The organism is Psychrosphaera sp. B3R10 (assembly GCF_018861025.1).
In the GTDB taxonomy this organism is placed as follows: domain Bacteria; phylum Pseudomonadota; class Gammaproteobacteria; order Enterobacterales; family Alteromonadaceae; genus Psychrosphaera; species Psychrosphaera algicola.
The window spans coordinates 227,798-253,904 of the sequence record NZ_JAHKQH010000045.1 but is presented as its reverse complement, the minus strand read 5'-3'; the positions used below and the strand labels follow the sequence as shown (position 1 = coordinate 253,904).

Below are 26,107 nucleotides of genomic sequence, written 5' to 3'. Positions count from 1 at the left end.
ATATAGCGACAAACAAATATTTAATAAGTTATAGTTTTTTAAATTGGCATATTAATCCCCAATTTGCTTGAATAAGAATTCAGAGCTTCAAGAGTGGTAATAATGACGCGGCTAAACAAAACGGACTTAATTTTCCTCGTGTGCACATTGATGTGCGCGGTTTTGCTGTCTTTCAAATCCTATGCAGTCACAAAAGTTACCATTGGAATTATTCCCGGCGCTATTGACGTAAATTCAAAATTATCAAACGACTATATGAACTTTATCCGACAACTAGAAGATTCAACATTGGATTTTGTACCTATGGCTCGGGCAGACCGAATGTTTGAGCGTAAACTTGTAGATTGTATTTTTCCAGCCAGTACCGCCCAGATGCGTAATAAGGAAAGGTTCATCCAGAGTAAGCCACTGAAGACTATATATGCGTACATATTTGTTAAAAATAAAGCGTTACTAAACCAATCTTTAGCCGACAAAAATATTGCGTTAAAGCGCGGCCTAGGTTTTGGTAATATTCGGAACCGAATTTTTGCAAATTACGTTGAACTTAACACAGACGAACTTGTGCTGAAAATGCTTAAAAGAGAACGTGTTGATGCAATCGTGGCATACCTTCCTGACCTTATTGCAGCGCAGCACAAAATAGGGGAAAGACACCTTCCTTACTACGATAAAGAGCAGCCTATCTACGAAGCGGATGAAGCTATGGTATGTTATAAAAATGCGCAGAATGAAAAGTACATTGCCAACGCCAACAAGATAATTGACGCCTTAAAAATGCACGAGAAATAATACACATAATCAAAAACTTAACATTATAAAGCCTCAAACATTAAACAGAATAGACTTTGTAACCCCGTCGAAGTGTTATGAAGTAAGGTTAAATGTTGATTTATTACTGCATATTACAGTTTTTTATTCTAAAATTTACACACCCATTTAAATTAGTACCGACATTCGAGGCAGTAAACATTATGTTTGTTTTTCAACAAATATCGAATGCTATCCTAGTGCTACTTTTAATTCTCATTAGTTTTTCAGCAACTTCCGAAGAAACAATTCACCTCGACCGTTTTAATTCAGGCGCCATTGGCAAATATGTCAGCTATTTCCAAGAAATAGACGGGCAACGATTAACCCTTGAACAAGCGAAATTGCGTTTTACCCAAGGCAATGTAAAAAAAAGTACTGGGAGCTCCCTCACCTTTGGTCTAGGGGTACCAACAGTATGGTTGAAAACAAGGATATATCGCCCCGCTCATTTAGATTTAAATTACCGCCTGGCTATCGAAACACCTTGGTTGGACTACGTTGACACGTATATTGTCCACAACAGCAAAACCTTAAGTGCGGTTAGTGGGGGCGACGGCATTCCTTATGAAGAAAGACCGATGCAATATCGAGTATTTGCGTTTGAGACTGGATTTGAAGTTGGTTATTCTGAGATTTTTATCAGAGTTGAATCTAAAGGCCCTATGGTTATTCCAATCAGGCTTGATGAGGTTCAACAAGCGATTCAACGTGACATTAGTACGGCATATGAATATGGTCTAATTTATGGATTGATGTTTGCTCTCGCTGCATATAATTTCATTTTATTTATCAAAATTAGGCAAAATGAATTTGGGTTATATGCACTGTATCTAACTGGATTTGTCTTTAACAGCTTGTCCTATACAGGACAACTGCATACCATATTCACACCTAATTTGGGTCCGTTATATCAAGACTGGATGGATATCTCCTTGATGATTACTTACAGTGTATTTGGGTTGCACTTTGCGAGGACAACGTTAAAAACCAAAATGTATGCGCCAAAACTAAATAAATTTGTGGTTTGGGTAGCAAGCAGTATACCTATTGGAATGTTAATTGGGGCGTTGTTTAATAATCTCCAAATTTCGATGATACTGGCATTTGCACTTAATTCATCATTTGCCTTTTTATTTATTATTATGGGCTTCAAAGCAGTAAAAAATAACATAGCTTCGGCAAACTTGTTTTTCTTCGCATCTGTAACGGCTGCCTCATGCATTGGGATCAGCACTTCTGCTGTCGCTGGCATCTTGCCTTACAACGACTTTACTTTTAAAGCGATTGAAGTCGGTATGGCGTTAGAGGGTATATTATTGGCCATTTTACTTGCTGAACGATTTAGGACGGCACAGCGAGATAAAATTATCGCCGAAGAAAATGCTCGTACTGACGAACTAACCTCACTAAACAATCGTCGAGGATTCAGAGAGGCTATTGCACCACTTTGGCAGCGATTGCGGCACGAGAAAAAAGACGTCACAGCTGTATTGCTCGACATTGATAAATTTAAGTCGCTAAATGACAAGTACGGACATGCAACTGGAGATTTGGTTTTGAGTCACATAGCGAAAGTTCTAGATAGAACAGCCCGCCGTGGCGATATTTTGGCTCGTTGGGGGGGGGAAGAGTTTATATTATTGCTGCCTGATACAAATCAAAAAGAAGGTATTCTACTGGCAGAAAAACTTCGAGTCGCAGTGAGTTCTAGCGCCATTTATTATGGTGGCGAGACTTTATATGTCACCGCAAGCATCGGCGTTGCTGGTACTCATGATTCTCATATTAATGGTAAAAATGTCAAAGCCGTAAGACTTGAAGATCTCATTCAGCTTGCCGATGACGCTCTTTATGGTGCTAAGCACGGTGGCCGAGATCAAGTCTTTGCCAATCAACTCGCACTCGTGAACCAATAAAACTTTGACACAAAGAGCTTTAAAAACTCCTTAGTTAGTTTATTCGCGCGTGATTGCATCTTTTAGCGGATGTTTAGCGCTTTTCGGTAAATTCACCGCACGTTGTCGCTCACAATACGCTTTATCGCTTTTGTTCCAGATGTCTAACGAATCTAACTATCTTTTTTATTTGAACCAGTTAACATTACTGCAATAGTAAAAAGACAATTGCTAAGTGTCCGAATGAGGAGTTTTTGTGTCTGAGTGGTTAACCGTTCTTCCCCCAATTATCGCCATAATAGTTGTATTGTGGCAAAAAGAAGTTGTTCTAGCGTTGCTATTGGCGATGTTTAGCTCAGAATTGCTGCTCATGTTTAAACAACAAGACGACCCCGCAATTAGTCATTTTTTATTGGCCGGTATCGACCGTATTGTGGCGGTTTTTAGTTCTCCGGGAAATACCAGGATCTTAATATTTTCGATGTTAGTCGGCGCCTTACTCATATTTATGCGTAAATCTGGCGGTGTAACGGCAACGGTCAACTATTTGATTAAGAAAGGTTTAAGCGGTACGCCTCGACGTGCTCGTTTCCTAGCCTTTTTCACCGGTGTGGCAATTTTCATCGAATCAAATTTAAGTGTTTTAATGGCAGGTATTATCTCCCGTGGTCTGTTTGATAAGTTCAAAATGAGCCGAGCGCGCTTGGCTTATATTATCGATAGCACCTCAGCACCAATATGTATCCTCATTTTACTTAACGGCTGGGGAGCCTACATATTAGGACTAATGGGAGCTTATGAATTAGAACAATCGACGGTGAGCATTTTATTGCAGACAATCCCTTTTAATTTATACCCAATTATCACTTTGCTTATCGTGCTCTATACCATCATTGCCGATAAGACCCACGGGCCGATGAAAGTCGCGGAACAAAATACAAGCTTAAACGAACAAGAGTCGGAAATAACCAGTCACTCTAGTCATCCAGCCTTTATGTTAATACCGTTAGCCGTTATGTCAGTGTCTATGGTCGGTTTTATGTTTTTAACAGGAAATGGTAATTTTACCGACGGTTCGGGTTCTAAGTCTGTATTATATGCGACATCTCTTGCCTGCTTAACAGCGTATTTTATGTTAATTGGCTCTAAAAAGTTTAATCATAAAGAGGCTACTGCATTAGGCTTCCGAGGCATGTCAGACCTTCTTCCTTTAGTGACAATTGTATTATTTTCACTGGCACTTGGCGCTAGCCTTAAAGAATTAGGTACGGGTGCTTTTATTGCTAATTTGGTCGCAGATAACTTACCGCTATTTCTAGTCCCAGCCATGTTATTTATTGCTGGCGGTTTAATGTCATTTTCGACGGGTACATCCTGGGGAACGTTCGCAATATTAATCCCCATTGGAATGCCACTTGTAATCGAAATCGGTCTTCCTGCACCACTAATTCTAGCGGCTATTTTAGGTGGCGGCATATTTGGCGATCACTGCTCCCCTATTTCAGATACAACCGCTGTGAGCTCTGTGGCGTCTGGTTGTGACTTATTAGAGCACGTTAAAACACAACTCCCATATGCTCTATTTGGTGGTGCACTATCGATTATCGGTTATGTTGTGTTGGGATTAATGATGATTTAGCGACGCCATAACTCCTTTGGGTGTTCAATAGCGTAATGCCAATAGATATAGAATATTTACTAAATAGGCCTCATTTCAATTGAGGCCTATTTTATGCTTACTATTTGCTTAAACCTTAAAAAATATCTTCTTTTGGTAGAGCCATTTCATAACTAAAAAACTGCCAAGGCAAAATGCAATAGCAAACATCAACGAACCGAGATAATTCCCAAATAAGGGTTGGAATAGTTTTTGAAAAAGCCAACCGTGCAATGTCGTGTCTGCAACAGGAATCATTATAAGTAACCGCGCGACTATCGCTGAGAACATATAAAATGCAATGGCGTTGGCACCAAATATAACAAATGGCGCTGTCCAATATTTGAATTTTTTAATATCGACAATGTATGTCAACACGCCTAAACAAACTAGGCCCCATCCCGTGCTCATCACCACATAACTTGAAGTCCAAATTGACTTATTAATTGGCAAATAAATAGACCAAATTTTTGCCACGAATAAACATACCCCTCCGGCAATCAACATTAATTTTACCTTCTTAATTAAAGGGATATGTTTTTTTAACAATAATTCACCAGTGAATACCCCGGCTAATGCTCCGGCAATTGCAGGAAACGTGCTTAAAACACCTTCGGGATCAAACGCAAACGGCGTTGCAGAAGAAAAATAGAGATTTTTAGAAGCAAATAAAGTGTCATCCAACCACGCACTTATATTATTACCAAATTCCAATTTCCCCACAAAAAGGCCAGTATGTTCGTTACCGTATGGCACCCACATCAATATCGCCCAATATCCTAATAATAACGTTGCCATAATCAACGCTCTGCCGACTTGTTTAAACCAGAGTACAATGCAAACTGTTGCAAAAAATATTAGGCCTAGGCGCTGTAGAACGCCCATAATACGAATAGACATAACTTGCTGTTCGAGCCAATCAAATTTTGGATTTGTAAAATCATAATAAAAAACGGCTAAAAACAACCCAAGCGCAAATAATTTAGCTCCCCGGACAAATGCTGTTTTAATCAACTTGGTATTTATTTCAGGGGTTTTGGGTTTTCTATCCATAACGATGGCCATAGATATGCCAATGATAAACACAAAAAAAGGAAATATAAGATCTGTCGGGGTCCAACCATGCCACTTCGCGTGGGCCATAGGGGCATATGTATAGGACCAACTACCGGGATTATTGACGAGCACCATCGCCGTTATCGTAACGCCACGAAAAACATCAAGAGACAATAATCTTTGCGGTGGTAGAGTGGCTAATATCTGGGCTGAAAATCGATTAAACCAACCTTTCATCAACCAAATCTCCTACTTTCGATAACTACATATTTTTCAATTTTGAAATGCACTTGTACAACAACGCGCCCAGACTTATGAAGGCAGGTTGACTCTTAAAACCGCTTTGAGCTGTTCTAGGAAAAATGGTTTTGCAAGATACGACTTTATCCCTAATTCTCTTGCAATTAACCTATCTTCTTGCGTAACGCTGGCACTGAGGATAATGATTGAAATACCATCCCAATTTGGATTATTTCTAATAGCTTTAGACGTCATAAAACCATCGAGAACCGGCATTTGTAAATCCATCAAAATGATATCCGGCGTGTTTGATTGCAAATAATCTAAGCATTCTTGCCCGTTATTACTCACTGAAGGTACCGCACCAAGCGACTCCAATTGCTTTTTAACAACTTCTTGATTAACTAAATTATCTTCAACAATAAGGACATTTAAGCCAACAAAACTCTCTTCATTAACCTCTTCTTTATCGTCTAAGGTGGCTTTTAGAATCTGTGGCTCACTTTTACTAAACATTAACATTGCTCTAAACTCACTGCCCGCACCTACTTTACTTGATACTTGAATATCACCGTACATTAAGTGCGTTAGTTCGTTGACTATCGATAGTCCTAGCCCTGTTCCACCAAACCGCCGAGTTGTAGTGCTTTCCGCCTGCTGAAACGGTTTAAAAATAATCTTTTGCTTATCTTCTTCAATTCCCAAACCTGAATCACTAACGACGACTTGAAGCTGGTAACTATCAACTGTTTTGCTAAAAACTGTGGCGGACAATTTAACAAACCCATTATCTGTAAACTTAATGGCGTTACTTAGTAAATTAATTGCGATTTGTTTAAAGCGATAATTATCACCTTTGACCCAAATATCACCAAGGTCATCAATATCAACTATAAAATCTAAACCTTTGCCAAGGGCAATTTCTCTAAGCATGTCTGCGACATGATTCAAACTTTCAGTTGGTTGAAACGAGGAATTTTCGAGCTCAAACTCATTTGTTTGGATCTTAGAAATATCTAACACATCATTGACGATATTTAGCATGGTTTGTGAACTGGCTTCAATTTTCCCTAGGTATTTGCTTGCTTCAACATCTTTGGTTTGTCGTTTTGCAATTTCGGTAAACCCAATAATAGCATTTAGTGGTGTACGATATTCATGGCTCATATTGGCTAAAAACATGGTTTTGGCCCTATTCGCTAATTCCAGTTTTTTATTACTTTCAGTTAAGTCTTGAGTCTTTTTCAAAACTTGCATTTCTAAATTGGCACTAAAACTTGTGATGGAATATAAAAAGATAATGCTGACAACCCCAAACAAGGTGCCACCAACGACAACCAACCAACTTGCCCAATCGACTAAATGACTTTCAAACTCTTTTAAACTGGTAAATCGCAATGTCCCTTGTTTATCAAATACATCGACTAATACTTGATGGGAAAACAATCCATTACTGTTAAACCCCTTTGATTGAAACGTATTGCCCGCGCCATACGTAAACTCAAACGCAAACTCGTCTTGATCGGCGGCAGGTAGATTTTGGAGCAAAACGTCGAGTTCGAACACAGCCTCTACCGAACCAAGAAGTTGCTCCAAATGAGGACGAGTAGGATCGAGCGCACCTGACTTATATACCGGATAGTAGACAATCACTCCAGTGAACTTATCTTGCTGTTGCACAAGCGGTAGAGTTGCGGTAACAGTAAACTTATCATTCTCCATTGCTTCGCGAAGCTCATTTTTTACCGACGGATGACTATTTAAGTCCAACCCCAACGCGGCTCTGTTGGACTTTAACGGTTCGGAGTATAAAATTGGAAAATATACGGCGGCTTGAGGGGATGTTTTAAACCCTTTAGCAGCAAGATACTTAATCTCAAAATCGTCGAACCCTTCACTTTTAGCCTTTTGTTCAAACGCAGCTCTATTGCCTCGGGTTACTTTTGGGATCCACGCAACAGCACGTAAATTAATATTTTTATCCGCTATTTTTTGACTAAAGTTTTCGAAATCATTACGCGAGACAAAGTCACTTGATTGAAACAAGCCACTTAATGCTAAAAGTTGATGTTTAATTGATTCCTGAGCATTTTCAAATTGCTTAATAAATGCTGTTGTTTTTTGTTCAAATGTTAATTGATTTTGCGCTTGATATTTATCACTTGAGAATGCAAACAGCAGACTAATAAAACAAAAAACAATGACGTTAGAGAATACTATTTTTAAAGGTTGTGCAGGGGTTTCAACAATGGCGTTGGGTTTAATAAATAGAACTAAAGGTGCAAAAAAAAGTACGCCTGTAAAGTCACCGACCCACCAAATAGCCCACGTGAAAATGGCTTCTTGGTAATTCAAATCATTTACAACATAAAGAATTGACGCGCCTAAGGCACTTGCAACTAAACAGGATAGCGGTCCAATTATGAGCAAAAATTTAACGAGTTTAGAAAGCTTAGAGGTCTCCACTGGTAGCTTTATATATTTGAATATTATGCGTTTTGTAATAATCAGTTGTAATAAACTGCACACACATAAGGTCACTGGCAGAGCCCATGTTTCCAAATCAAACGCCATACCTGAGTGATAGACAGCGAGAAGGTAACCAAAGAACACACCAACAAGAGCAGGACGCCCAAATAATAAATAAATACCTAACGAAATGCCGGCTGCTGGCCAGATAGAACTTGCAAAGCCAAAGGGAATAGCAAACATTAACCCAATTTTCGAGAAAATAAATTCTGCAATAAATGCAAATAATACAATTGATATGTTTTTCAAAATATTCCTTTAACCAACGGAAGCGCCTACAGGTTTACTATAGGCGCTCAATCTCGTTTCAAAAGATAGAAAGTAGGGTTTAAATTTACTAGTGTGAACATTACGTCGTATATTCAACTAATCTGTAAAAGGTTGGACATACATTTCGCCAACTTCAAGTTTATAAACAGCAACCAATGTCCCTGAGCCTATATGCTCATTCGCTTTAAGCTTCCAATCAATGCCTGAATAATGATAGTTGACTACTAGATTTGGTCCAACATCGTCTTCAAGAATGAAGGTCATGTCAGTCAAATCTGAATGTACTGCTGCCGGAGCAGCACTTGAATTACTTTGTAATAATTTTAATGGCTTATAAAGCAACAACGTACAAACGATAGAAAATAACGCTATAGACAAACTTATGGCGAGCATACCTTCACCAATTAGGCCAAAGAACACTAACGTACCAGTCAATATAGTGGCTAAACCCAAAATAGTCAGGAAAAATGTAGCAAATCCCATAGCGAGAATATCGATGGCCGCGAGTATAAGACCCGCCGCTAACAATACTTGATAAGTTTCACTAAATAGCGTCATTGGCTTTCCACCTTACTTTTTTGAGTTTAGTGTGTTAATTATGGTCATCGCTTGCGCCACAATGTTTGACGCGTCTGTGCTACTGTCAGGTAATAAAACCACAGATGATTCTTTAGCAATTGCTTGTTTAGCCGCAATTGCTTTTGTAGCTAAATCTAGTTGAACCGCACTTTGACCCTGTTCTGTTTTCGCGATATTACCAACCGTTTCAAGCGCCTCAGCCTGAGCTTTGGCAACTTGCATAATAGCGAGTGCTTCACCTTCAGCACGTAATATTTGCTCAGCTTTCTCACCTTCAGCCGCCAATACTTGGGCCTGCTTTTGTCCTTCTGCTACATTGATCGCCGCTTGTCTATCACCTTCCGATTCTAAAACCTGCGCGCGTTTTTCTCGTTCAGCTTTCATTTGTCGTTCCATCGCTTCCATAACAGAAGAAGGTGGGACAATGTCTTTTATTTCATATCTTAAAACCTGAACACCCCATGGCGCCGCGGCATCATTAATAGCAGACACGATATTACTATTTAAACTATCACGTTCTTCAAACGTTTTATCCAATTCCATTTTACCGATTTCGCTTCGCATCGTTGTTTGTGACAACTGAATAACAGCAAAGATGTAATTGTCGACACCATACGATGCTTTGTATGGGTCAAGAACACGGAAATATAATACGCCATCAACGGTCAATGATATATTGTCCCGGGTAATTGCGGACTGACTTGGCACGTCTACAGCTTGCTCTTTTAACGATCTGTCGTAAGCAACTTTATCAATAAATGGCACGATAAAGTTAAGACCCGCTTCTATCGACTTATTAAATTTACCAAAACGTTCGATTAAAAAAGCTCTATTTTGCGGTACAAATTTAATTGACGACTTTAGTAATACAACTATCAATACCAATAACGCAAATTGAAACGTTAAAACATGTTCAAAAATACTTTCCATTATCATTTCCTAGTTTCCTAAATTAATTTACTTGCTAAAATCAATAAAAAATAAGGCGCCACAACCAGCTTGAATTTAGATAATCTTCACACCCTTTCAATTGCTGTCCATAGGTTTTAGCTCGACTATCAACTTTATTTGCAACACGAACTAGCCATTGTTTCTTACGGTAAGTTTTACGCTTATAACCACCCCACCCCTCATGGTAGTTTAAATACTGATTTTTAGCGTCCCATTTCGATACTTTATTGATTTTATTTGTTTTATTTGTAAACCACCCCATAAAATCAATAGCGTCATCGTAATCGTCCCTGTCAGCCCAACTATTTCCAGTCTCTTTTATATATTCATCCCAGGTACCAGTTTTAGCCTGAGAATAACCATACGCACTGCTCGCCCGCCCAATAGGAATAAATCCGAGAAAATACTCCATTGGAGGCGCAGCATCGGCTCTAAAGGAGCTCTCTTGATACATCATAGACATGATGACATTCACCGGGGTTCCCCACTTGTCCTGCATATCACTAGCTGCATCCCACCAATCCGGTCGTTCTTCAAAAATTTCGCAAATGTTATTTACATTTTTTGGCGGGGGGGTCGTGCAACCGTAAAGAAGCAAGCTAAAAAAAATTGTGGCTATAATTTTTGTGAACATAATGAAGTCTCCCTATATAACGTTTATGAATTTTCTCTCATAAACTTTCATTACCTTTAACCTTAGTTTAACTATTTTAAACCTATTGGCACTTAATAATCCGCTTTTTATTTTTTACCGACTCGTAACGCTCAGACCTATTACTTTAAATTCAACATTGTCGTTATTTACGATTCTATCGCTTTAACGTCGTGCTTAAGCTTTTTTATGCCCAGGGGTTCGAACTTACTGCGACACATAAGTCAAATCTGTCGTTTTGCCTTTAATTTAAATATTAACGATTGATCTTTTACATCAGAAACAAGACGAAATCTCACCTAATTAAACTAGTTTGCAAATTATTTGAACTTTTTAAAATTAGCCTGTCTAACCTTATAGTTTCAAGTTTTATTCCCTGAAAGTTGTTGTTTTATTTACGAGCATTTATTAGTGCTCGTTTTTTTTTGCTTGATATTCGCGTTTATTAGTAAATAGTAAGTCGTTGAGAAAATAATTTCGATTTTTTTGAACTAAATTCACATAGCGTGTCTAACTGTACAGTTGTTAAGTTTTATTCCCTGAAAGTTGTTGTTTTATTCACGAGCATTTTTTAATGCTCGTTTTTTTTGCCTAAAATTTAAATTTCTTAAAAACCTCAATCTCATTTCTTAACGCCCCAATTAAAAACTCTATATTTAATTCGAATTTTATTGAACTAAATGCAATGAGTGTGTCTAACTGTATAGTTATTAAGTTTTATTCCCTGAAAGTTGTTGTTTTATTCGCGAGCATTTTTTAATGCTCGCTTTTTTTTGCCTAACATTTAAGGTCGGAATAAGCAGCGAAAATACGGCTCCTGACCGCCTAAAAATAAAGTTTTAAATTTAATTCTCGTTTTATTGAACTAATTCCAATTGCTGTGTCTAACTGTATAGTTGTTAAGTTTTATTCCCTGAAAGTTGTTGTTTTATTCGCGAGCATTTTTTAATGCTCGCTTTTTTTTGCCTAACATTTGAGGTCGGAATAAGCAGCGAAAATACAGCTCCTGACCGCCTAAAAATAAAGCTTTAAATTTATTTCTCATTTTATTGAACTAAATCCAATTGCTGTGTCTAACTGTATAGTTGTTAAGTTTTATTCCCTGAAAGTTGTTGTTTTATTCGCGAGCATTTTTTAATGCTCGCTTTTTTTTGTTCAAAATTTGTAGATCACGCAAGGTATTGGTAAACGCCGATAGACGAAGGGTTGAAAAATTAATTTGGGTTTATTTGAACTAAATTGAATTAGCCTGTCTAACTTTATAGTTGTTAAGTTTTATTCCCTGAAAGTTGTTGTTTTATTCGCGAGCGTTTTTTAATGCTCGCTTTTTTTTGTTCAAAATTTGTAGATCACACAGGGGTTATTGGTAAATGCCGATAGACGATGGATTGAAAAATTAATTTGGGTTTATTTGAACTAAATTGAATTAGCCTGTCTAACTTTATAGTTATTAAGTTTTATTCCCTGAAAGTTGTTGTTTTATTCGCGAGCATTTTTTAATGCTCGCTTTTTTTTGTCTAAATTTAACTTCCATCGTTTTGTAGGTTAATACGTTCAGCTAATTTTTGAGCTAACATTTTTACACGGCCTGGTTCAAAAAAGCCATTGTGCGGCGTATCAATTTTAAACGACACCAGATCCGCATTTACTTCTTTATACCAACCGCCTAATAACCACTTTTGTAAGTATCGGTAAGCCGTTGATTTTAATAGCACTAACGAACCGTCATACTTAGACAATCGATAACCCTTCATCGCTTTAACTTGCATAAACAATCCCTTATCTCTAAGTGTATTGCCCAATTGAGTCGAAATAAATCGTCGATGCCGCCCTCCGTTTTCACCCAACATCTTCATTATAAGACGCCACGCCATGAGTCCGAGTTTTGGCATACGGAGCAATATTGTATCGACAATAAATAACTCATTTACTTTAATATTATCTTTTTGAAGTAACTTTGCTGTTTCTAGCGCTGCGAGTCCCCCGACCGAAAACCCTGCAATATAGACTTCAGATTCGCCACGTTGCTTTATTTTATTTGCATAAAGTGTCGCTAATTCTTTTATTTCAATGCTTGTTTGATTTCCTGGAGGTTGCAACATATGCAGATCGCAGACACCATACATCTCCTTGGCAAGCGCTTTAAATCGCAGCATATCGCCGTTACCGGACGCACAAATATACATACTCACTTTACGAGTTGTATCACCAAGGCTGACCAACAACTGCGGTAAATTTAATTCGGCTTCGACGCACTCGGCTAATGACGATACGGTTGCGTTTTCAACCAACTGATGCAAAGACAGCCTTTTTCCTAGTAGCTTTTCTATTTCGTGGAGGGTAATTACAGCAGATAATGAATCGCCGCCACTTTCAAAGAAGTTATCAAGTACCGTTAAATTAGGTTGTTCTAGCGCGTTTTTCCAGATTTTTAATATCGACTTTTCCAACCGACCTACCGGTTCACGGGCAGCTGACTTTTCGATCACATGACCGCTATTTATTAATTTAGGGTAGTCAATTTTACCGTTTGGTGTGTAAGGCATTTGATCTAAAATGTGGATCCGATTTGGTAACATGTAGTCTGGTAAGATCCCAGATAACTTAGACCGATACGCTTCAGGTTGTGCTTCTGATCCTATAACGACCCAACTGTGAATTTGAGATTTAGATCCTTGCCCTACCAGTTTTGCGGCTGCGGCCTTCACACCAGGCAAATGCAGCAGGCTATTCTCGATCTCATTTAACTCGATACGATAACCGCGAAGTTTTATCTGTCTGTCATTGCGACCACTAAAATGCAGTACCCCATCGGTATCTAACCAGCCGCTGTCACCTGTATCATAAAGCGGATGGCTCGAAATAGAATCAACTGTAATGAACTTATCCGCGTTACTGTCATCTTGACGAAGATAACCATCGCTCAGTGTCAGTCCACCAATAAACACTCGCCCCACGACACCATAGGGCATTAAAGCATGTTGTTCATCTAGTATATAAAGCTGAACGTCGGTAAGTGCGGCGCCGACTGGCATCGCTTTATGATTGTCATCGTTTAACTTAACTTGCCAACTCGAGGCAAAAATAGTTGCCTCGGTCGGGCCGTAGACATTATATAAAATGGCATTTGTTTGTTTGATAAAACGAACTGCAATTTCCTTTGACAAAATTTCGCCACCACAACAACAAACTCGTAATTTCAGTTTATCTGGTTGTTTAATGCCATCTAAGAAACGCGTTAATGTAGAGGGAACAAACGCCATCATTGTCGCGTTAAATTGAACCAAATATGCTGGTAAAGCTTCAGGTAATAGCCTGCCCGGCGGTGGAAAGGCCACACTGCCGCCCCGTATTATTGGCGTTAACAATTCGATTAATGCAGGATCAAAATTAACTTGAGTCGCATTGAGAGACCTATCAGTGGAAGTTATGCTCCATTTTTCGCATATCCACGACAATCGTAGCGATAATGCTCTATGACTTACGGCTACCCCTTTCGGTTTTCCTGTTGTACCAGATGTAAACAACACATAAGCGCATAAATCCGGTTCAACGGTTATATCGGCCAGTTGAGCTGTGGATGCTTTTTCTTTTAAAAGTGAACCAACATTTATTGTAATTTGTGTACCGTCTAACGCCTTAAAACGACTATCAATATTGTTGTTTACCAATAAGCATTTAGACTGGCTTTCACTTAATATCAATTCCAAACGGGTGATGGGTATTTCAACGTCATTAGGCAAAAACGCTGCGCCAATTTGAGTAATGGCTAACTGCGCGATGAGAACCTCTGCGCCTTTGTCCAGAACAAAAGCGACGATATCGCCTTTGCCGACCCCATTTGCCAATAGTTGCAGCGCTAACTGATTAGAGCAATGCAGCAGTTCTGAGTAAGTCAGTTTTACCTCTGCTGAAATACAGGCGTTGGATTTTGGATGTAATAATGCACGTTGTTCAAATTGCTTCACAAAAGGCAATACTGCCTGAGGGTTTTCAGCCAGACTTATACCTGCCGTCAATTGTCTGGTGCGCTCGGCTGATGAACAAATATCAAGTGAACTCACTGGCATATTAAAGTCATTAATGACTTGCTCAGCCAAGTAGATAAGTCGATTGCCAATCAAATTGGTTTCAGGTGCTGTGAAGTACTGCTCGTTACCCTCTAAAACAATTTCAGCATCGTCTCCATCCAGAAAGTCACATACCGAGATTGCTAATGGATAGCGACTAAACCCGGCGAATGTTTGATTTGTCGCACCGACTTTAGCATCTCCGTATTGACTAGCAAACTCAAATTCTTCGTATGAAAATATGACGTCAAATAAACGATCTCGCCCCTGCTTTATCGCTTTTAATCGTTTAAATTGCTCACTCAAAGGATATTTTGCATGCCGGTAAGCTTGCTTTAGAAATTTCGATATTTTTTCTACGACGGTTGCTGGTGTATCGTCCTGCTCTAGCGTGACCTTTATCGGTATAACCCCAACAAACATACCGAGGGTATTCTTAAACTTGTTTCCCCCACGATTGAGACTTGGAACGCCAATTATAAACTCACTACGGTTTTGACTTTTAAATATATAAATCGCCAACAGCGCCAAAAACCCATGAAAAATAGTATGTTTATTGGCAGTACATAAGGTTTTTAACTGGTCTATTAGTGCTCGTTGAATTTTGCAGTTTTCGACATAGGCCCGAGACACTCCGGAAATGATAGGCGCATTGTACCGTGCTTCAAATACCGGCTCAGGAAGTTGCGGTATTGCTAAGTTCCAATAATCGACATCTTTTTGAAATTGCTTACCTGACTTATAACTATTCGAGTCGACAATAAAGTCTTGATAGTCTCGGCTTTCCGCAATCAATGAGGGGTCATTTGTTAATAATGAAGTGTAATGTTGCCCAAGCTTCTGCACTGCATTAGATAAACTCCAGCCATCCATAGCAATGTGCAAACTCTGAATTACCACATAATGTAATTGAGGGGTGGCAGTCACCAAAGCAAAACGTATTGTTGGCTGCTTGCCTATTTCAAACGGCTCCGACATCCATCCTTGTTGCCATAACGTTGCTAAATCTTCACCATTTGGTTGATCTGTAAAATTTTTAATGACTAGCGGATAACGGTAAGTATCGAGTAATATTTGATTGCCTTCACTTGTCGGCACAAGCCTCAATGCATCTTCCGCTGCCGTTAAATTGTCTAACGCTTGCTGAAATAAAGCGGCATCAATTTCTCCTACAATCCGAGAGAAACCACCAATATTTAGATGACAACTATTTGACCAAGCTAAAATCTCAGTCCATATGTCTTTTTGACTTAGTGATAAGGGAATAGTTGCCATTGCCGTCCTTGCTATATGTTTACTGAATACTCGATTTAATCACGTTTATTTGTTGCATCGCATATTCATACCCAACTTCAATTATCTCTTCAGCTTTTTTATAGTCCATTATGCTGAAGTTACTTAACGGCGGCTCAAAATAAATGTCCGCTGCATGTTTTGTCTGCTGACGCTGAGCCAACCCACCGATATGTGCGACTTGCATGAGAATATCAACTATGCCCGGTAAGTTATCATGGGCTTTTTCAAAATGAGATTTAAGCTTATTCCATGAGGATAGATCCGTGACATTTTTATTAACTTCAAACGCATCTTTAACATCAACATCAATAGCAATTACCGCACCATTACCTCGACGGCGCTCAAGTGGCGTCGATAGACGTTGACGCATTGCTTGCACTGGAACATTTTCAAGTATTGCACCGTCCACTAATAATTGCCCATCAACCACTACTGGCGGAAACAACCCGGCTGGTGAATTGCTTGCCAATACCGCTTGCCAAAGTGGCCCTTCTTCAAGTACCAAGGTTTCTGCTGTTGTTAAATTACACGCGGCTGCAAAATAAGGCGTCCAAATTCTTTGAATATCTAAATTGCCTAGGGCTTCTTGAAACGCACCTTTTAGGTTTTTATTCGACATAAGTGCGACAAGTGGGAAAGTAAGTTTCATTCCCCCCTTTGAATACCTCAATATTTCTTTATGGATAGACTCTCGAGGCATTCCCGAAACATAACAAGCACCAATAAGTGCTCCCATACTGTTGCCGCCAATGAGATCAATGGGGATATTTGACTCTTCAAATGCTCTTAATACACCTAAATGAGCAAAACCACGTGCGCCCCCGCCACCTAAAACAACACCGATGGCTTTGCCAAGTAAAAATCGAACTAACCGCCCAAAGTCATCACTACTCGCCAATTTAATCGGGTAGACACGCTCGGTTTTTCGTTCTTTATTCCACTCAGCCCGGTCACCACAACTCACTTCAGATTCTGGATAAACTAGCGCTAAATGACTACGGATCAGGGCTATATCAAAACGTGATCGAAGTGACTCTTCTAATTTTGTTAATGACGAACTTTTGGTGCCGTCAGCGACAAATATTACCTGATCAGCATGTTCAAACGTTTCATTTAATTGTTCATCAAGATTTAATTCACCCTGATAAATTATATAATCGAAATCCGCTTCTAATTTATCAAGATTAAGGTAACCGTCATCGCCAACAGTGCGTTCAGCATCAATTAAACTAACGGGCACAACCTCGGTTGAACCATACTTGGTCAAGTTCAACTTCATTTGAGAAGTGAATACCGACATATCTACCGTTTCGTGGATTGGGATTAAGAAAAAGCTTTGTGCTCTGCGACGTTCTGCGACTCTACGGTCATGTCTGAGATGACGATAAATAGCCTGAGAAAACGCTCTGTTTAACTCCGATGGATGTTTCGCTATAAGTTCTTCATAGGCTTTATCAGAAAGGACAGCAAGTTGCGACTCCCGCATAGACGTAATGTCTGCCGTTCTCGCTTGGCGTAAAATCATTCCCGTTTCGCCAACACAATCACCTGGCAAAACTTCGTTGTATAACAAACGTTGGCCATTTTTATCGGTTCGAGAAACCCTAAGACGACCACTAACCAAAATAAACATTGAATCAGATTCAGCGCCTTCCCGAATAACTTCTGCACCGCCGGCAACCGTAATAACTTCAAGCGCTTCCGCAAGTCCGATCATGGCACCTTCTGACAGTTGATTAAAGTCAGAGCTCGCTTTTAGCAACTCAATTAAATATTCCGTTGATACGTTCATTTTCTGTTCAAATTATTACTTTAAGTTCCAATCTATAAGTTAAGAATCATACCAGTAAAAGTAAAAACAAACACAATGTAAAATAAAGTTAAAACAACTTTTAGATAATTTAAGCGGATATTATGACAAAAATGTGAGGTTTAGCGACGATATAAGAGCAAATGTAGAAGGTTTAGATAAAAAAGATAGGGCGCCCTTAATCAGAGTGCCCTAAATAGAGTGCCTAATATTTATTGAGGCTCTACATTTTGGTTTATTTGCCCAAAAATAGATTGACCCGATTTATCGAACATTTCAATTTGGATGTTATCGCCAAACTGCATAAATGGAGTTGTTGGTGCACCATTTTGGATTGTTTCAATCATTCGAATCTCAGCAATACAACTATAACCAACACCACCTTCAGCAACTGGTTTACCAGGGCCGTCATTTAATTTATTAGAAACCGTACCCGAACCGATTACTGTACCGGCGCACAGCGGTCTTGTTTTAGCGGCGTGCGCCACTAACTGTCCAAAATGGAATGTCATATCAATTCCAGCTTCAGGCTTGCCAAATAGTGTGCCGTTGTAATGTGACATTAAAGGCAATGATAACTTTCCACCTTGCCACGCGTCACCTAACATATCAGGCGTTACACACACAGGGCTAAATGCGCTGCTTGGTTTAGACTGGAAAAAACCAAACCCTTTTGCAAGCTCTCCTGGAATAAGTCCACGTAATGAAACGTCATTTACAATCATAATAAGTTTAATATGTTGTAATGCATCTTCTGGGTTAACCCCCATAGGTACGTCATTTGTTATTACTGCGACTTCTGCTTCAAAATCAACACCAAACCCGTCAGTTTGAGGCATTACAATATTGTCACGCGGTGCTAAAAAGCTATCAGATCCGCCTTGATACATCAGTGGATCAGTCCAAAACGTGGCTGGCATTTCAGCATTTCGAGCCTTGCGAACTAACTCCACATGATTGACATAAGCACTGCCATCGGCCCACTGATAAGCCCGAGGAAGTGGCGATTCGCATTTTGTTTGATCAAAATCTTCTGCCTCTACTTGGCCGTTTTCCAGTTGCTGAAAACGAACTTTAAGTTGTGGTTCAATTTCTTGCCATTGGTCTATTGCTGCTTGCATGGTCGGCGCGATGTCTGTTACACGCGTCATTTTAGTGAGTGCCGAATTAACAACAACTAATTGACCATCACGACCTGACTTTAAACTTGCTAATTTCATCTTATTTCCCCGGAAAATCTTCACCCGAATGCAGCCAAGCTGCATGCTGAGGTGCTTTTTTTGTTTTGTCCCACTCGTCTAACATCGCAGGCGCTACGCGCTTTAACTCTTCCAGCATACCTGGTTTAGCAGTATTTGCTGCAAGTTCAATTCGATGCCCGTTAGGATCAAAAAAGTATATTGATTTAAAAATAGTATGATCTGTTGGACCTAAAACACTGATCCCCGCATCTTCTAAACGAGTTTTCGCTTCAGTTAATTCATCTATTGTATCGACTTCAAATGCAATGTGTTGAACCCAAAGTGGCGTATTATTATCGCGGTCCATATCAGGAGCATTAGGTATTTCAAAAAATGCCAATACGTTGCCCTGTCCTGCGTCAAGAAAGACATGCATGTACGGATCTGGCTCTTTAGTTGACGGCACTTCATCTTCAGCAATCGCTAACATGAATTCCATGTCCAAAAGGTCACGGTAAAACGCTACCGTCTCTTTCGCATTTTTACAGCGATATGCAACGTGATGTATTCGATTAATTTTCATAACCACTCCTAACGACGACTATTTGTCTTCGCCTATAATGCCACGGGCCATTTGATCACGTTCGATTGATTCAAACAGTGCTTTGAAGTTTCCTTCACCAAATCCATCATCTTCTTTACGCTGTATAAACTCAAAAAATACCGGACCAAGCGTTGCTTCAGAGAATATTTGTAACAATAAACGAGGTGTTTCACCTTCGGTTGTTCCGTCTAACAAAATACCACGAGCTTGTAATTCATCTACAGGTTCGCCGTGTCCGGTTAAACGCTCTTCCAACATGTCGTAATAGGTGCTTGGTGGTGCGGTCATAAACTTAACACCGTTAGCTTTTAAGCGATCCCAACATGCCAATAAATCATCGCAGGAGAAGGCAATATGCTGAATACCTTCGCCATTATATTGCATCAAAAACTCTTCGATTTGACCGCCGCCACCAGCCGCTTCCTCATTTAACGGAATACGAATTTTGCCGTCTGGTGCCGTCATTGCTTTTGACAACAATCCGGTATATTCGCCTTTAATGTCAAAATAACGAATTTCACGAAAGTTAAATAGGCTTTCATAATATTTAGCCCAATAATCCATACGGCCACGGTAAACATTATGGGTTAAATGGTCCAACGTGTGGAAGCCGCATCCTTCAGGATGACGGTCAACGCCTTCAATCCAATTGAAGTCGATGTCATAAATTGTATTACTGCCTTGATAACGGTCTATTAGATATAAGTTCGCACCACCGATGCCTTTAATCGCTGGTAAACGCAATTCCATAGGACCCGTTTCAACTTTAACGGGTTGGGCACCACGTTTTTGAACTTCAGCATAAGCTAGCTGTGCATCTTTAACTCGAAACGCTAGGCCACAAGCAGATGGACCATGTTCTTCAGCATAATAAAAGGCGTGGCTGTTTTTTTCGTAGTTAGTAATAAAATTAATATCACCTTGACGCCACAGTTCAACGTCTTTTGATTTATGTCGCGCAACTAAGGTAAAGCCCATCACTTCAAAAGCAGCTTCTAATATACCTTTTTCGGGGGCACAGAATTCTACATATTCAAAGCCATCTAACCCAATTGGATTTTCAAATAAATCTGCCACCGCATTTTCCTCATTTCAGCTTACGCTATTGATTATTAACTATAGTAAGAATTACTACTTTATTTTGCGCCATCATACCCAGCTAACACTTCTTTCCAAAGCCTTTAAAAATAAGGGCTACAGCGAATTGGGAAAGTATTGTTTACATCAATGAAGTGGCGGTTTGATTGGCTTACAGGGGATGTTTTACGGGGTGTATAGAATTAGATACAGCAATAAAACAAGAGCTTGTGTTTTTATCGTGAAGTGAGCAGAACCTAAAGTGCGGATACAAAAAAGCCAGCTTACGCTGGCTCAATTTTAATATGAGAATAACTTAGGCAAATTGCGGTACAATGTCGCCAATTGCTTCTGGCTTTTTATCACCAAAGGTTACGTATTCCCAACAATCTTGATTTTTCATCAATTCTACTAAGACCTTGTTGTTCAAGTCATGTCCTGACTTAAATGCCACAAATTCTGCCAACAATGGTTTGCTTCCCATATATAGGTCGCCAACAGCGTCTAGAATTTTGTGCTTAACAAATTCATCTTCGTAACGTAATCCATCTGGGTTTAATACCCTAAACTCGTCCAATACAATTGCATTGTCCATGTTGCCGCCAAGGGCTAAATTATTGTTACGTAAATATTCGATGTCACGCATAAAACCAAATGTACGTGCACGACTTATTTGTTTTAAAAACGATTCAGCAGTGATATCTAAAGAGACACGTTGTTTAGACTGAGAAATAATTGGGTGGTTAAACTCAATTTCAAAATCAATTTTAAACCCGTCATATGGACGTAATTCAGCCCATTTGTCGTCAATCTCTACGCGAACCGGTTTCGTGATCTTTATATAGCGACGTAATGCGTCTTGCTCGATTATTTCAGCTTGCTGTAACAAATAGATAAATGGTAGCGAGCTGCCATCCATAATTGGGATCTCAGCTGCGTCCACCTCTACAATCAAGTTATCGATTGCTAAGCTAGCAAGCGCCGCCATCAAATGTTCTGTCGTAGACAAACGTTGACCGTCGGCATTAATCAAACACGTACACATCTGTGTATCGCCAACAAGCTCTGGGCTTGACGGAAATTCAGCAATAGGCGACAAGTCCACACGTCGAAATACAATACCTGTATTTTCGGCTGCTGGACGAAGAGTAAGGGTGACCTTCTCGCCTTTGTGCAATCCAATCCCAGTAGTTGTAATCTGTGATTTGATAGTGCGTTGTTTAATCATTTAAGCTGTTTTCTCTCTATTTGTATATCAATCATAAAAAGCGGCAGACATTTTACTACATATCAGACCAGCTAACAAGTGATTATTTTTTAGTCAGCCTGTTTTCTCAAAAATGCAGGAATATCGAAGTAGTTTTCTTCTTCCTTTTTCTCTTCAGCTTCAATCAACGGTTGTTGTTCTGGCTGAACATGAGAACGTGGTTGTCTTGCCGCAGAAGAACCGCCCATTGAACCCATAGTCCCCGTCGCAGTCGCTGCTGATGGCGTTGCTGGAACAAGAGAAATATCCGCACGTTTGTCACCGCCGATGCCTGTAGCAACTACAGTAACTCGCAATTCGTCCTGCATATCCATATCAATAACAGTACCAATTACTACCGTCGCATTTTCAGAGGCAAATGCTTTAACTGTGTTACCGATGGTATCGAACTCTTCAATTGTTAAGTCCATACCTGCAGTAACATTAACCAAAATACCTTTAGCGCCTGCCAAGTCGATGTCTTCTAATAGTGGAGAAGAAATCGCAGCTTCCGCCGCTTCTTGTGCACGGTCAGAACCAGACGATGCGCCAGTTCCCATCATTGCATTGCCCATTTCAGACATCACCGTTTTTACGTCGGCGAAGTCAACGTTAATCAAACCAGAACGGGTGATTAACTCAGCAATACCTTGAACCGCACCAAGTAATACATTATTTGCTTCTTTAAAAGCGTCAAGTAAGCTGGTTTTAGGACCAAGTACTTTTAATAATTTATCGTTTGGAACTGTAATCAAAGAATCAACAGAATTCGCCAATTGTGCAATACCTTGTTCGGCATAGCTCAAACGCTTTTTGCCTTCAAAGTTAAACGGTTTAGTTACAACAGCAACCGTTAAAATGCCTAGCTCTTTTGCAATTTCAGCAACAACTGGAGCTGCACCTGTACCTGTACCGCCGCCCATTCCGGCTGCGATAAAGATCATGTCTGCACCTTGCATTGCGGCAGAAATTGTTTCTCTGTCTTCGATAGCTGCCTGACGTCCAATTTCTGGATTCGCCCCAGCACCTAACCCTTTAGTTACTTCTGAACCTAATTGTAAAGTCGTACCCGCTTCTGACTTACGTAATGCTTGAGCATCCGTATTCGCAGCAATAAACTCTACACCTTCAATCGAAGCGCTCACCATGTGATCAACAGCGTTACCGCCACCACCACCTACACCAAATACCTTGATGACAGCTTCTTCGTTATGATCGTCCATCAACTCAAACATTGTCATACTCTCCGTCTAAAAACCTTTTAAAATTCACCTTTGAACCAACTTGCAATTCTCTGCCACCAATTCTGTTGTTTTTCTTCATCATTGCCTTGCTGTTTTTCCATACCGTATAACAACAAACCAACTGCTGTGGCGTAACTGGGGTCTTGCACGTATTCTGTTAGTCCTTTTACACCGACTGGGGTGCCAACTCGAACAGGCATTTGAAATACCAGCTCTGCATATTCTACGGCGCCCGTCATTTTTGCGGTGCCACCTGTTAGTACTATGCCAGCTGCAATTTGATCTTCCAAACCTGATTTTCGAATTTCATCTAAAATCAATTCATATATCTCTTGATAGCGAGGCTCAATTACCTCAGCTAACGTGTGTCGTGACATAATTCGCGCAGGGCGGCCTCCGACACTCGGTACTTCTATATTGTCTTCGGCACTGGCTAAATTACTGTAAGCCGCACCATATTTAACTTTTATATCTTCCGCATGACTTATAGGCGTACGGAAAATTTTAGCTATGTCGTTGGTTACCTGATTACCTGCAATAGGTAATACAGCTGAGTGACGGATGGCCCCATTTGCATAAATAGCAATGTCCAGCGTACCGCCGCCCATATCAACAACACATACACCAAGCTCCTTTTCGTCTTCTGTTAAAACAGAATAACTGGAGGCCAGTGCACTAAAAATCAATTGGTCTTCTTTAAGTTCGCAACGTTCTACACATTTAACGATGTTTTTTGCCATGTCATTGGCACACGTCACTATGTGAACTTTTGCTTCCATTCGAACGCCTGACATACCCACTGGGCTTTTAATTCCCTCTTGCATATCAACCGAAAACTCTTGAGGTAAAACATGTAACATTTTACGCTCTGCGGCCATTGGTACTGCTTTGGCTGCATGAATAACATTTTCTACATCTTCGTTTGTCACTTCAGCGTCGTGAATTGGCACCATGCCACTCTCATTCTGACATGAAATATGTTTACCGCTTATCGCTAAGTAAACCGAAGAAATACGGCAATCCGCCATTAATTCTGCTTCGTTAATCGCGCTTTGTACCGAACCAATGACTAGATTTAAATCGTTTACGCCGCCTTTATCCATTCCATGACTGGTATGGTGACCAACACCAACAATACTAATTTGTTGGTCTGGTGTAATTTCGCCGACGACCGCCACCACTTTAGAAGTGCCAACATCAAGTCCAACGATTAGATTTCTTTCAACGGCTTTTGCACCTGGGTTCATATTTTATATTACGCACTTAACTTTCATTATTATGTTTATCTCGCCACGCTACCGCTAGACCTATGTCGTAACGTAAATCAACGCGCGCGATGTCCTTGTCGCCATACTCAGATAAAATAGGGTACAAATCAACAAATCGTTGTACTCTTTTCATCTTATCTGAGCGGCCTAAATTTAAATGTATGCCGACTTCTAGCCAGAGTTGCCAAGCATATCGCTCCGACAACACAGCTTCTTTAATTTTAAACTTATGCAGGTCAAGTAAATGCTGCATTTTAACGTACCCTTTAAGTACGTCCTTTTCATTTCCTTCCGGTCCAAATAGGCGCGGTAGAGACTCATCCACTGCAACTCCGTCGGCATAAAACACATCGCCAAACTTATTGAGTAATAAGTCGTTATTCCAAACACCAAATACATCTTGTTCTACAACAAAGACATGTATTTTTTGCGGCCATTCTTTACGAATTGATGCGGCATAAACCCAAGGGTTTTCTTCTATTTGGCCACGTAACCAATCAACATCAAGCGTGAAAAAGCTACCATCTAATTTTTGCTGAATTCCAGACGTTAACTCGTCTCTATCAATATAAATAAAGTCGCCGTGAATAACGACTTCATTAATCGGCGCATCGTTTTTATCCTGAGCCCAATTCAGCAGTCCATTATACCCCCATATCAGTAATAAAATAACCGTTAAAAAGAAAACAATTCCAACTATAAAACTGGATTGTTTGATCTTTTGTACGGCTTCACTACTCATGCAAGTGTTCCACGCAAAATATTGACTACTAATTGTTCAAAACTAATGCCTTCGGCTTTTGCCGCTTTTGGCACTAGAGACGTAGTTGTCATCCCTGGGACGGTATTTACCTCTAACAATTTAGGCTGTTCATTAGCGTCAATTAACAAATCAACTCGCCCCCACCCCTTACAGCCAAGTAACGCAAATGCTTCAACGGCAAGATGCTTTATTTTATCGGTTAATTCTTGAGCTAGTGGTGCTGGACATAAGTATACCGTTGAATCACTTTTATATTTAGCGTCGTAATCATAAAACTGGTGTGGAGTTCTCATTTCAATAATGGGTAAGGCCTCGCCATTTAATATCGAAACAGTGACTTCTTGGCCCGTGATCCATTGTTCTATGAGCACTTCATGATCGTATTGGTACGCATTTTCCAAAGCTTTTTCTAATTCTTCCGCCGAGTTAGCCTGAGACATGCCGATACTCGACCCTTCATTAGCGGGTTTTACCATTACTTTGTCACCGAGTGACTTCATAATGGCCTCAGCATCAAAAGGTTTGCCTTCAGTGGCGACAGCAAACGGGGCAGTAGATAAATTGGCACCAACAAATAAATATTTACTTCTAACTTTATCCATCGCCAATGCGGAGCCTTGCTGGCCACTACCGGTATACGGTATGCCAAACAAATCGAGTGCGCCTTGCAAACTGCCGTCTTCGCCTCCGCGACCATGTAAAACGATAAATACTCGGTCGAATTCACCGGCAATTAAATCGGTTATAGGCTGATCTTTTGGATCAAACTTATGGGCATCTATCCCTTGAGAAACCAACGCATTTAGTACCGCTTGACCAGAGTTCAACGACACTTCACGCTCTGCTGATTTGCCGCCAAACATGACGGCGACTTTACCAAATTGTTGAGATAACGTACTGCTCATC

General features: G+C 40.0%; 18 protein-coding genes. 3 read left to right on the top strand and 15 right to left on the bottom strand.

The genetic code is table 11. The features are described from left to right. Positions 1 to 102: 102 nt before the first annotated feature. The 3 genes from KO525_RS18925 (at position 103) to KO525_RS18915 (ending at position 4,347) form a co-directional block, all read left to right on the top strand. Positions 103 to 792: a transporter substrate-binding domain-containing protein gene (locus KO525_RS18925; protein WP_215965399.1), complete on the top strand. Its 690-nt coding sequence runs from the start codon at positions 103 to 105 to the stop codon at positions 790 to 792. Between the two features lie 182 nt (positions 793 to 974). Then, positions 975 to 2,729, top strand: coding sequence for a diguanylate cyclase (locus KO525_RS18920; protein WP_215965398.1), 1,755 nt, complete (start codon positions 975 to 977; stop codon positions 2,727 to 2,729). Between the two features lie 235 nt (positions 2,730 to 2,964). Next, positions 2,965 to 4,347: a Na+/H+ antiporter NhaC family protein gene (locus KO525_RS18915; protein ID WP_368668237.1), complete on the top strand. Its 1,383-nt coding sequence runs from the start codon at positions 2,965 to 2,967 to the stop codon at positions 4,345 to 4,347. A gap of 108 nt (positions 4,348 to 4,455) precedes the next feature. On the opposite strand, the gene KO525_RS18910 is transcribed toward KO525_RS18915, so the two are convergent. The 15 genes from KO525_RS18910 to KO525_RS18840 form a co-directional block, all read right to left on the bottom strand. Beyond that, entirely contained in the window at positions 4,456 to 5,658 is a 1,203-nt protein-coding gene (locus KO525_RS18910; protein WP_215965397.1) for an acyltransferase family protein, read from the bottom strand. A gap of 75 nt (positions 5,659 to 5,733) precedes the next feature. Continuing rightward, positions 5,734 to 8,439, bottom strand: a complete 2,706-nt coding sequence (locus KO525_RS18905; RefSeq protein WP_215965396.1) for a CHASE domain-containing protein — start codon at positions 8,437 to 8,439, stop codon at positions 5,734 to 5,736. 117 nt (positions 8,440 to 8,556) lie between these two features. Further along, a complete protein-coding gene (locus KO525_RS18900; RefSeq protein ID WP_215965395.1) occupies positions 8,557 to 9,018 on the bottom strand; it encodes an NfeD family protein in 462 nt (153 codons plus the stop codon). A 12-nt stretch (positions 9,019 to 9,030) separates the two neighbouring features. After that, on the bottom strand, positions 9,031 to 9,969 hold the full coding sequence (locus KO525_RS18895) for a slipin family protein (RefSeq protein WP_215965394.1): 939 nt from the start codon (positions 9,967 to 9,969) through the stop codon (positions 9,031 to 9,033). 40 nt (positions 9,970 to 10,009) lie between these two features. Beyond that, positions 10,010 to 10,624 carry a hypothetical protein gene (locus tag KO525_RS18890; protein ID WP_215965393.1) on the bottom strand — a complete coding sequence of 205 codons (615 nt, stop codon included), beginning with the start codon at positions 10,622 to 10,624 and terminating at the stop codon, positions 10,010 to 10,012. Positions 10,625 to 12,165: 1,541 nt separating this feature from the next. Beyond that, positions 12,166 to 15,987 carry a non-ribosomal peptide synthetase gene (locus tag KO525_RS18885; protein ID WP_215965392.1) on the bottom strand — a complete coding sequence of 1,274 codons (3,822 nt, stop codon included), beginning with the start codon at positions 15,985 to 15,987 and terminating at the stop codon, positions 12,166 to 12,168. A 19-nt stretch (positions 15,988 to 16,006) separates the two neighbouring features. Next, a complete protein-coding gene (locus KO525_RS18880) occupies positions 16,007 to 17,800 on the bottom strand; it encodes a cyclic nucleotide-binding and patatin-like phospholipase domain-containing protein (RefSeq protein ID WP_215965391.1) in 1,794 nt (597 codons plus the stop codon). Between the two features lie 230 nt (positions 17,801 to 18,030). Continuing rightward, complete coding sequence (locus KO525_RS18875; protein WP_215965390.1) at positions 18,031 to 19,038, bottom strand: fumarylacetoacetate hydrolase family protein; 1,008 nt, start codon at positions 19,036 to 19,038, stop codon at positions 18,031 to 18,033. A 1-nt stretch (position 19,039) separates the two neighbouring features. After that, a complete protein-coding gene (locus KO525_RS18870; protein WP_215965389.1) occupies positions 19,040 to 19,582 on the bottom strand; it encodes a VOC family protein in 543 nt (180 codons plus the stop codon). A gap of 18 nt (positions 19,583 to 19,600) precedes the next feature. Continuing rightward, entirely contained in the window at positions 19,601 to 20,680 is a 1,080-nt protein-coding gene (hppD, locus tag KO525_RS18865; RefSeq protein WP_215965388.1) for a 4-hydroxyphenylpyruvate dioxygenase, read from the bottom strand. 316 nt (positions 20,681 to 20,996) lie between these two features. Continuing rightward, positions 20,997 to 21,908 (bottom strand): UDP-3-O-acyl-N-acetylglucosamine deacetylase, encoded by a 912-nt coding sequence (gene lpxC, locus KO525_RS18860; protein WP_215965387.1) that lies wholly within the window; start codon positions 21,906 to 21,908, stop codon positions 20,997 to 20,999. Between the two features lie 89 nt (positions 21,909 to 21,997). Continuing rightward, entirely contained in the window at positions 21,998 to 23,161 is a 1,164-nt protein-coding gene (ftsZ, locus tag KO525_RS18855) for a cell division protein FtsZ (RefSeq protein WP_215965386.1), read from the bottom strand. Between the two features lie 26 nt (positions 23,162 to 23,187). Further along, the gene (gene ftsA, locus KO525_RS18850) at positions 23,188 to 24,417 is read right to left on the bottom strand and encodes a cell division protein FtsA (protein WP_215965385.1); all 1,230 of its coding nucleotides are present in this window, start codon (positions 24,415 to 24,417) and stop codon (positions 23,188 to 23,190) included. 16 nt (positions 24,418 to 24,433) lie between these two features. Next, positions 24,434 to 25,180 carry a cell division protein FtsQ/DivIB gene (locus KO525_RS18845; protein ID WP_215965384.1) on the bottom strand — a complete coding sequence of 249 codons (747 nt, stop codon included), beginning with the start codon at positions 25,178 to 25,180 and terminating at the stop codon, positions 24,434 to 24,436. Next, on the bottom strand, positions 25,177 to 26,106 hold the full coding sequence (locus tag KO525_RS18840; protein ID WP_215965383.1) for a D-alanine--D-alanine ligase: 930 nt from the start codon (positions 26,104 to 26,106) through the stop codon (positions 25,177 to 25,179). The genes KO525_RS18845 and KO525_RS18840 overlap by 4 nt, the downstream gene beginning before the upstream one ends. Position 26,107: the final 1 nt, after the last annotated feature.

Coding starts and splice junctions, on each gene's coding strand:
- KO525_RS18925 (WP_215965399.1), top strand. CDS start 103: ATGACGCGGCTAAACAAAACGGACTTAATTTTCCTCGTGTGCACATTG.
- KO525_RS18920 (WP_215965398.1), top strand. CDS start 975: ATGTTTGTTTTTCAACAAATATCGAATGCTATCCTAGTGCTACTTTTA.
- KO525_RS18910 (WP_215965397.1), bottom strand. CDS start 5,658: ATGAAAGGTTGGTTTAATCGATTTTCAGCCCAGATATTAGCCACTCTA.
- KO525_RS18900 (WP_215965395.1), bottom strand. CDS start 9,018: ATGACGCTATTTAGTGAAACTTATCAAGTATTGTTAGCGGCGGGTCTT.
- KO525_RS18895 (WP_215965394.1), bottom strand. CDS start 9,969: ATGGAAAGTATTTTTGAACATGTTTTAACGTTTCAATTTGCGTTATTG.
- KO525_RS18890 (WP_215965393.1), bottom strand. CDS start 10,624: ATGTTCACAAAAATTATAGCCACAATTTTTTTTAGCTTGCTTCTTTAC.
- KO525_RS18885 (WP_215965392.1), bottom strand. CDS start 15,987: ATGGCAACTATTCCCTTATCACTAAGTCAAAAAGACATATGGACTGAG.
- KO525_RS18880 (WP_215965391.1), bottom strand. CDS start 17,800: ATGAACGTATCAACGGAATATTTAATTGAGTTGCTAAAAGCGAGCTCT.
- KO525_RS18875 (WP_215965390.1), bottom strand. CDS start 19,038: ATGAAATTAGCAAGTTTAAAGTCAGGTCGTGATGGTCAATTAGTTGTT.
- KO525_RS18870 (WP_215965389.1), bottom strand. CDS start 19,582: ATGAAAATTAATCGAATACATCACGTTGCATATCGCTGTAAAAATGCG.
- lpxC (WP_215965387.1), bottom strand. CDS start 21,908: ATGATTAAACAACGCACTATCAAATCACAGATTACAACTACTGGGATT.
- ftsZ (WP_215965386.1), bottom strand. CDS start 23,161: ATGTTTGAGTTGATGGACGATCATAACGAAGAAGCTGTCATCAAGGTA.
- ftsA (WP_215965385.1), bottom strand. CDS start 24,417: ATGAACCCAGGTGCAAAAGCCGTTGAAAGAAATCTAATCGTTGGACTT.
- KO525_RS18845 (WP_215965384.1), bottom strand. CDS start 25,180: ATGAGTAGTGAAGCCGTACAAAAGATCAAACAATCCAGTTTTATAGTT.
- KO525_RS18840 (WP_215965383.1), bottom strand. CDS start 26,106: ATGAGCAGTACGTTATCTCAACAATTTGGTAAAGTCGCCGTCATGTTT.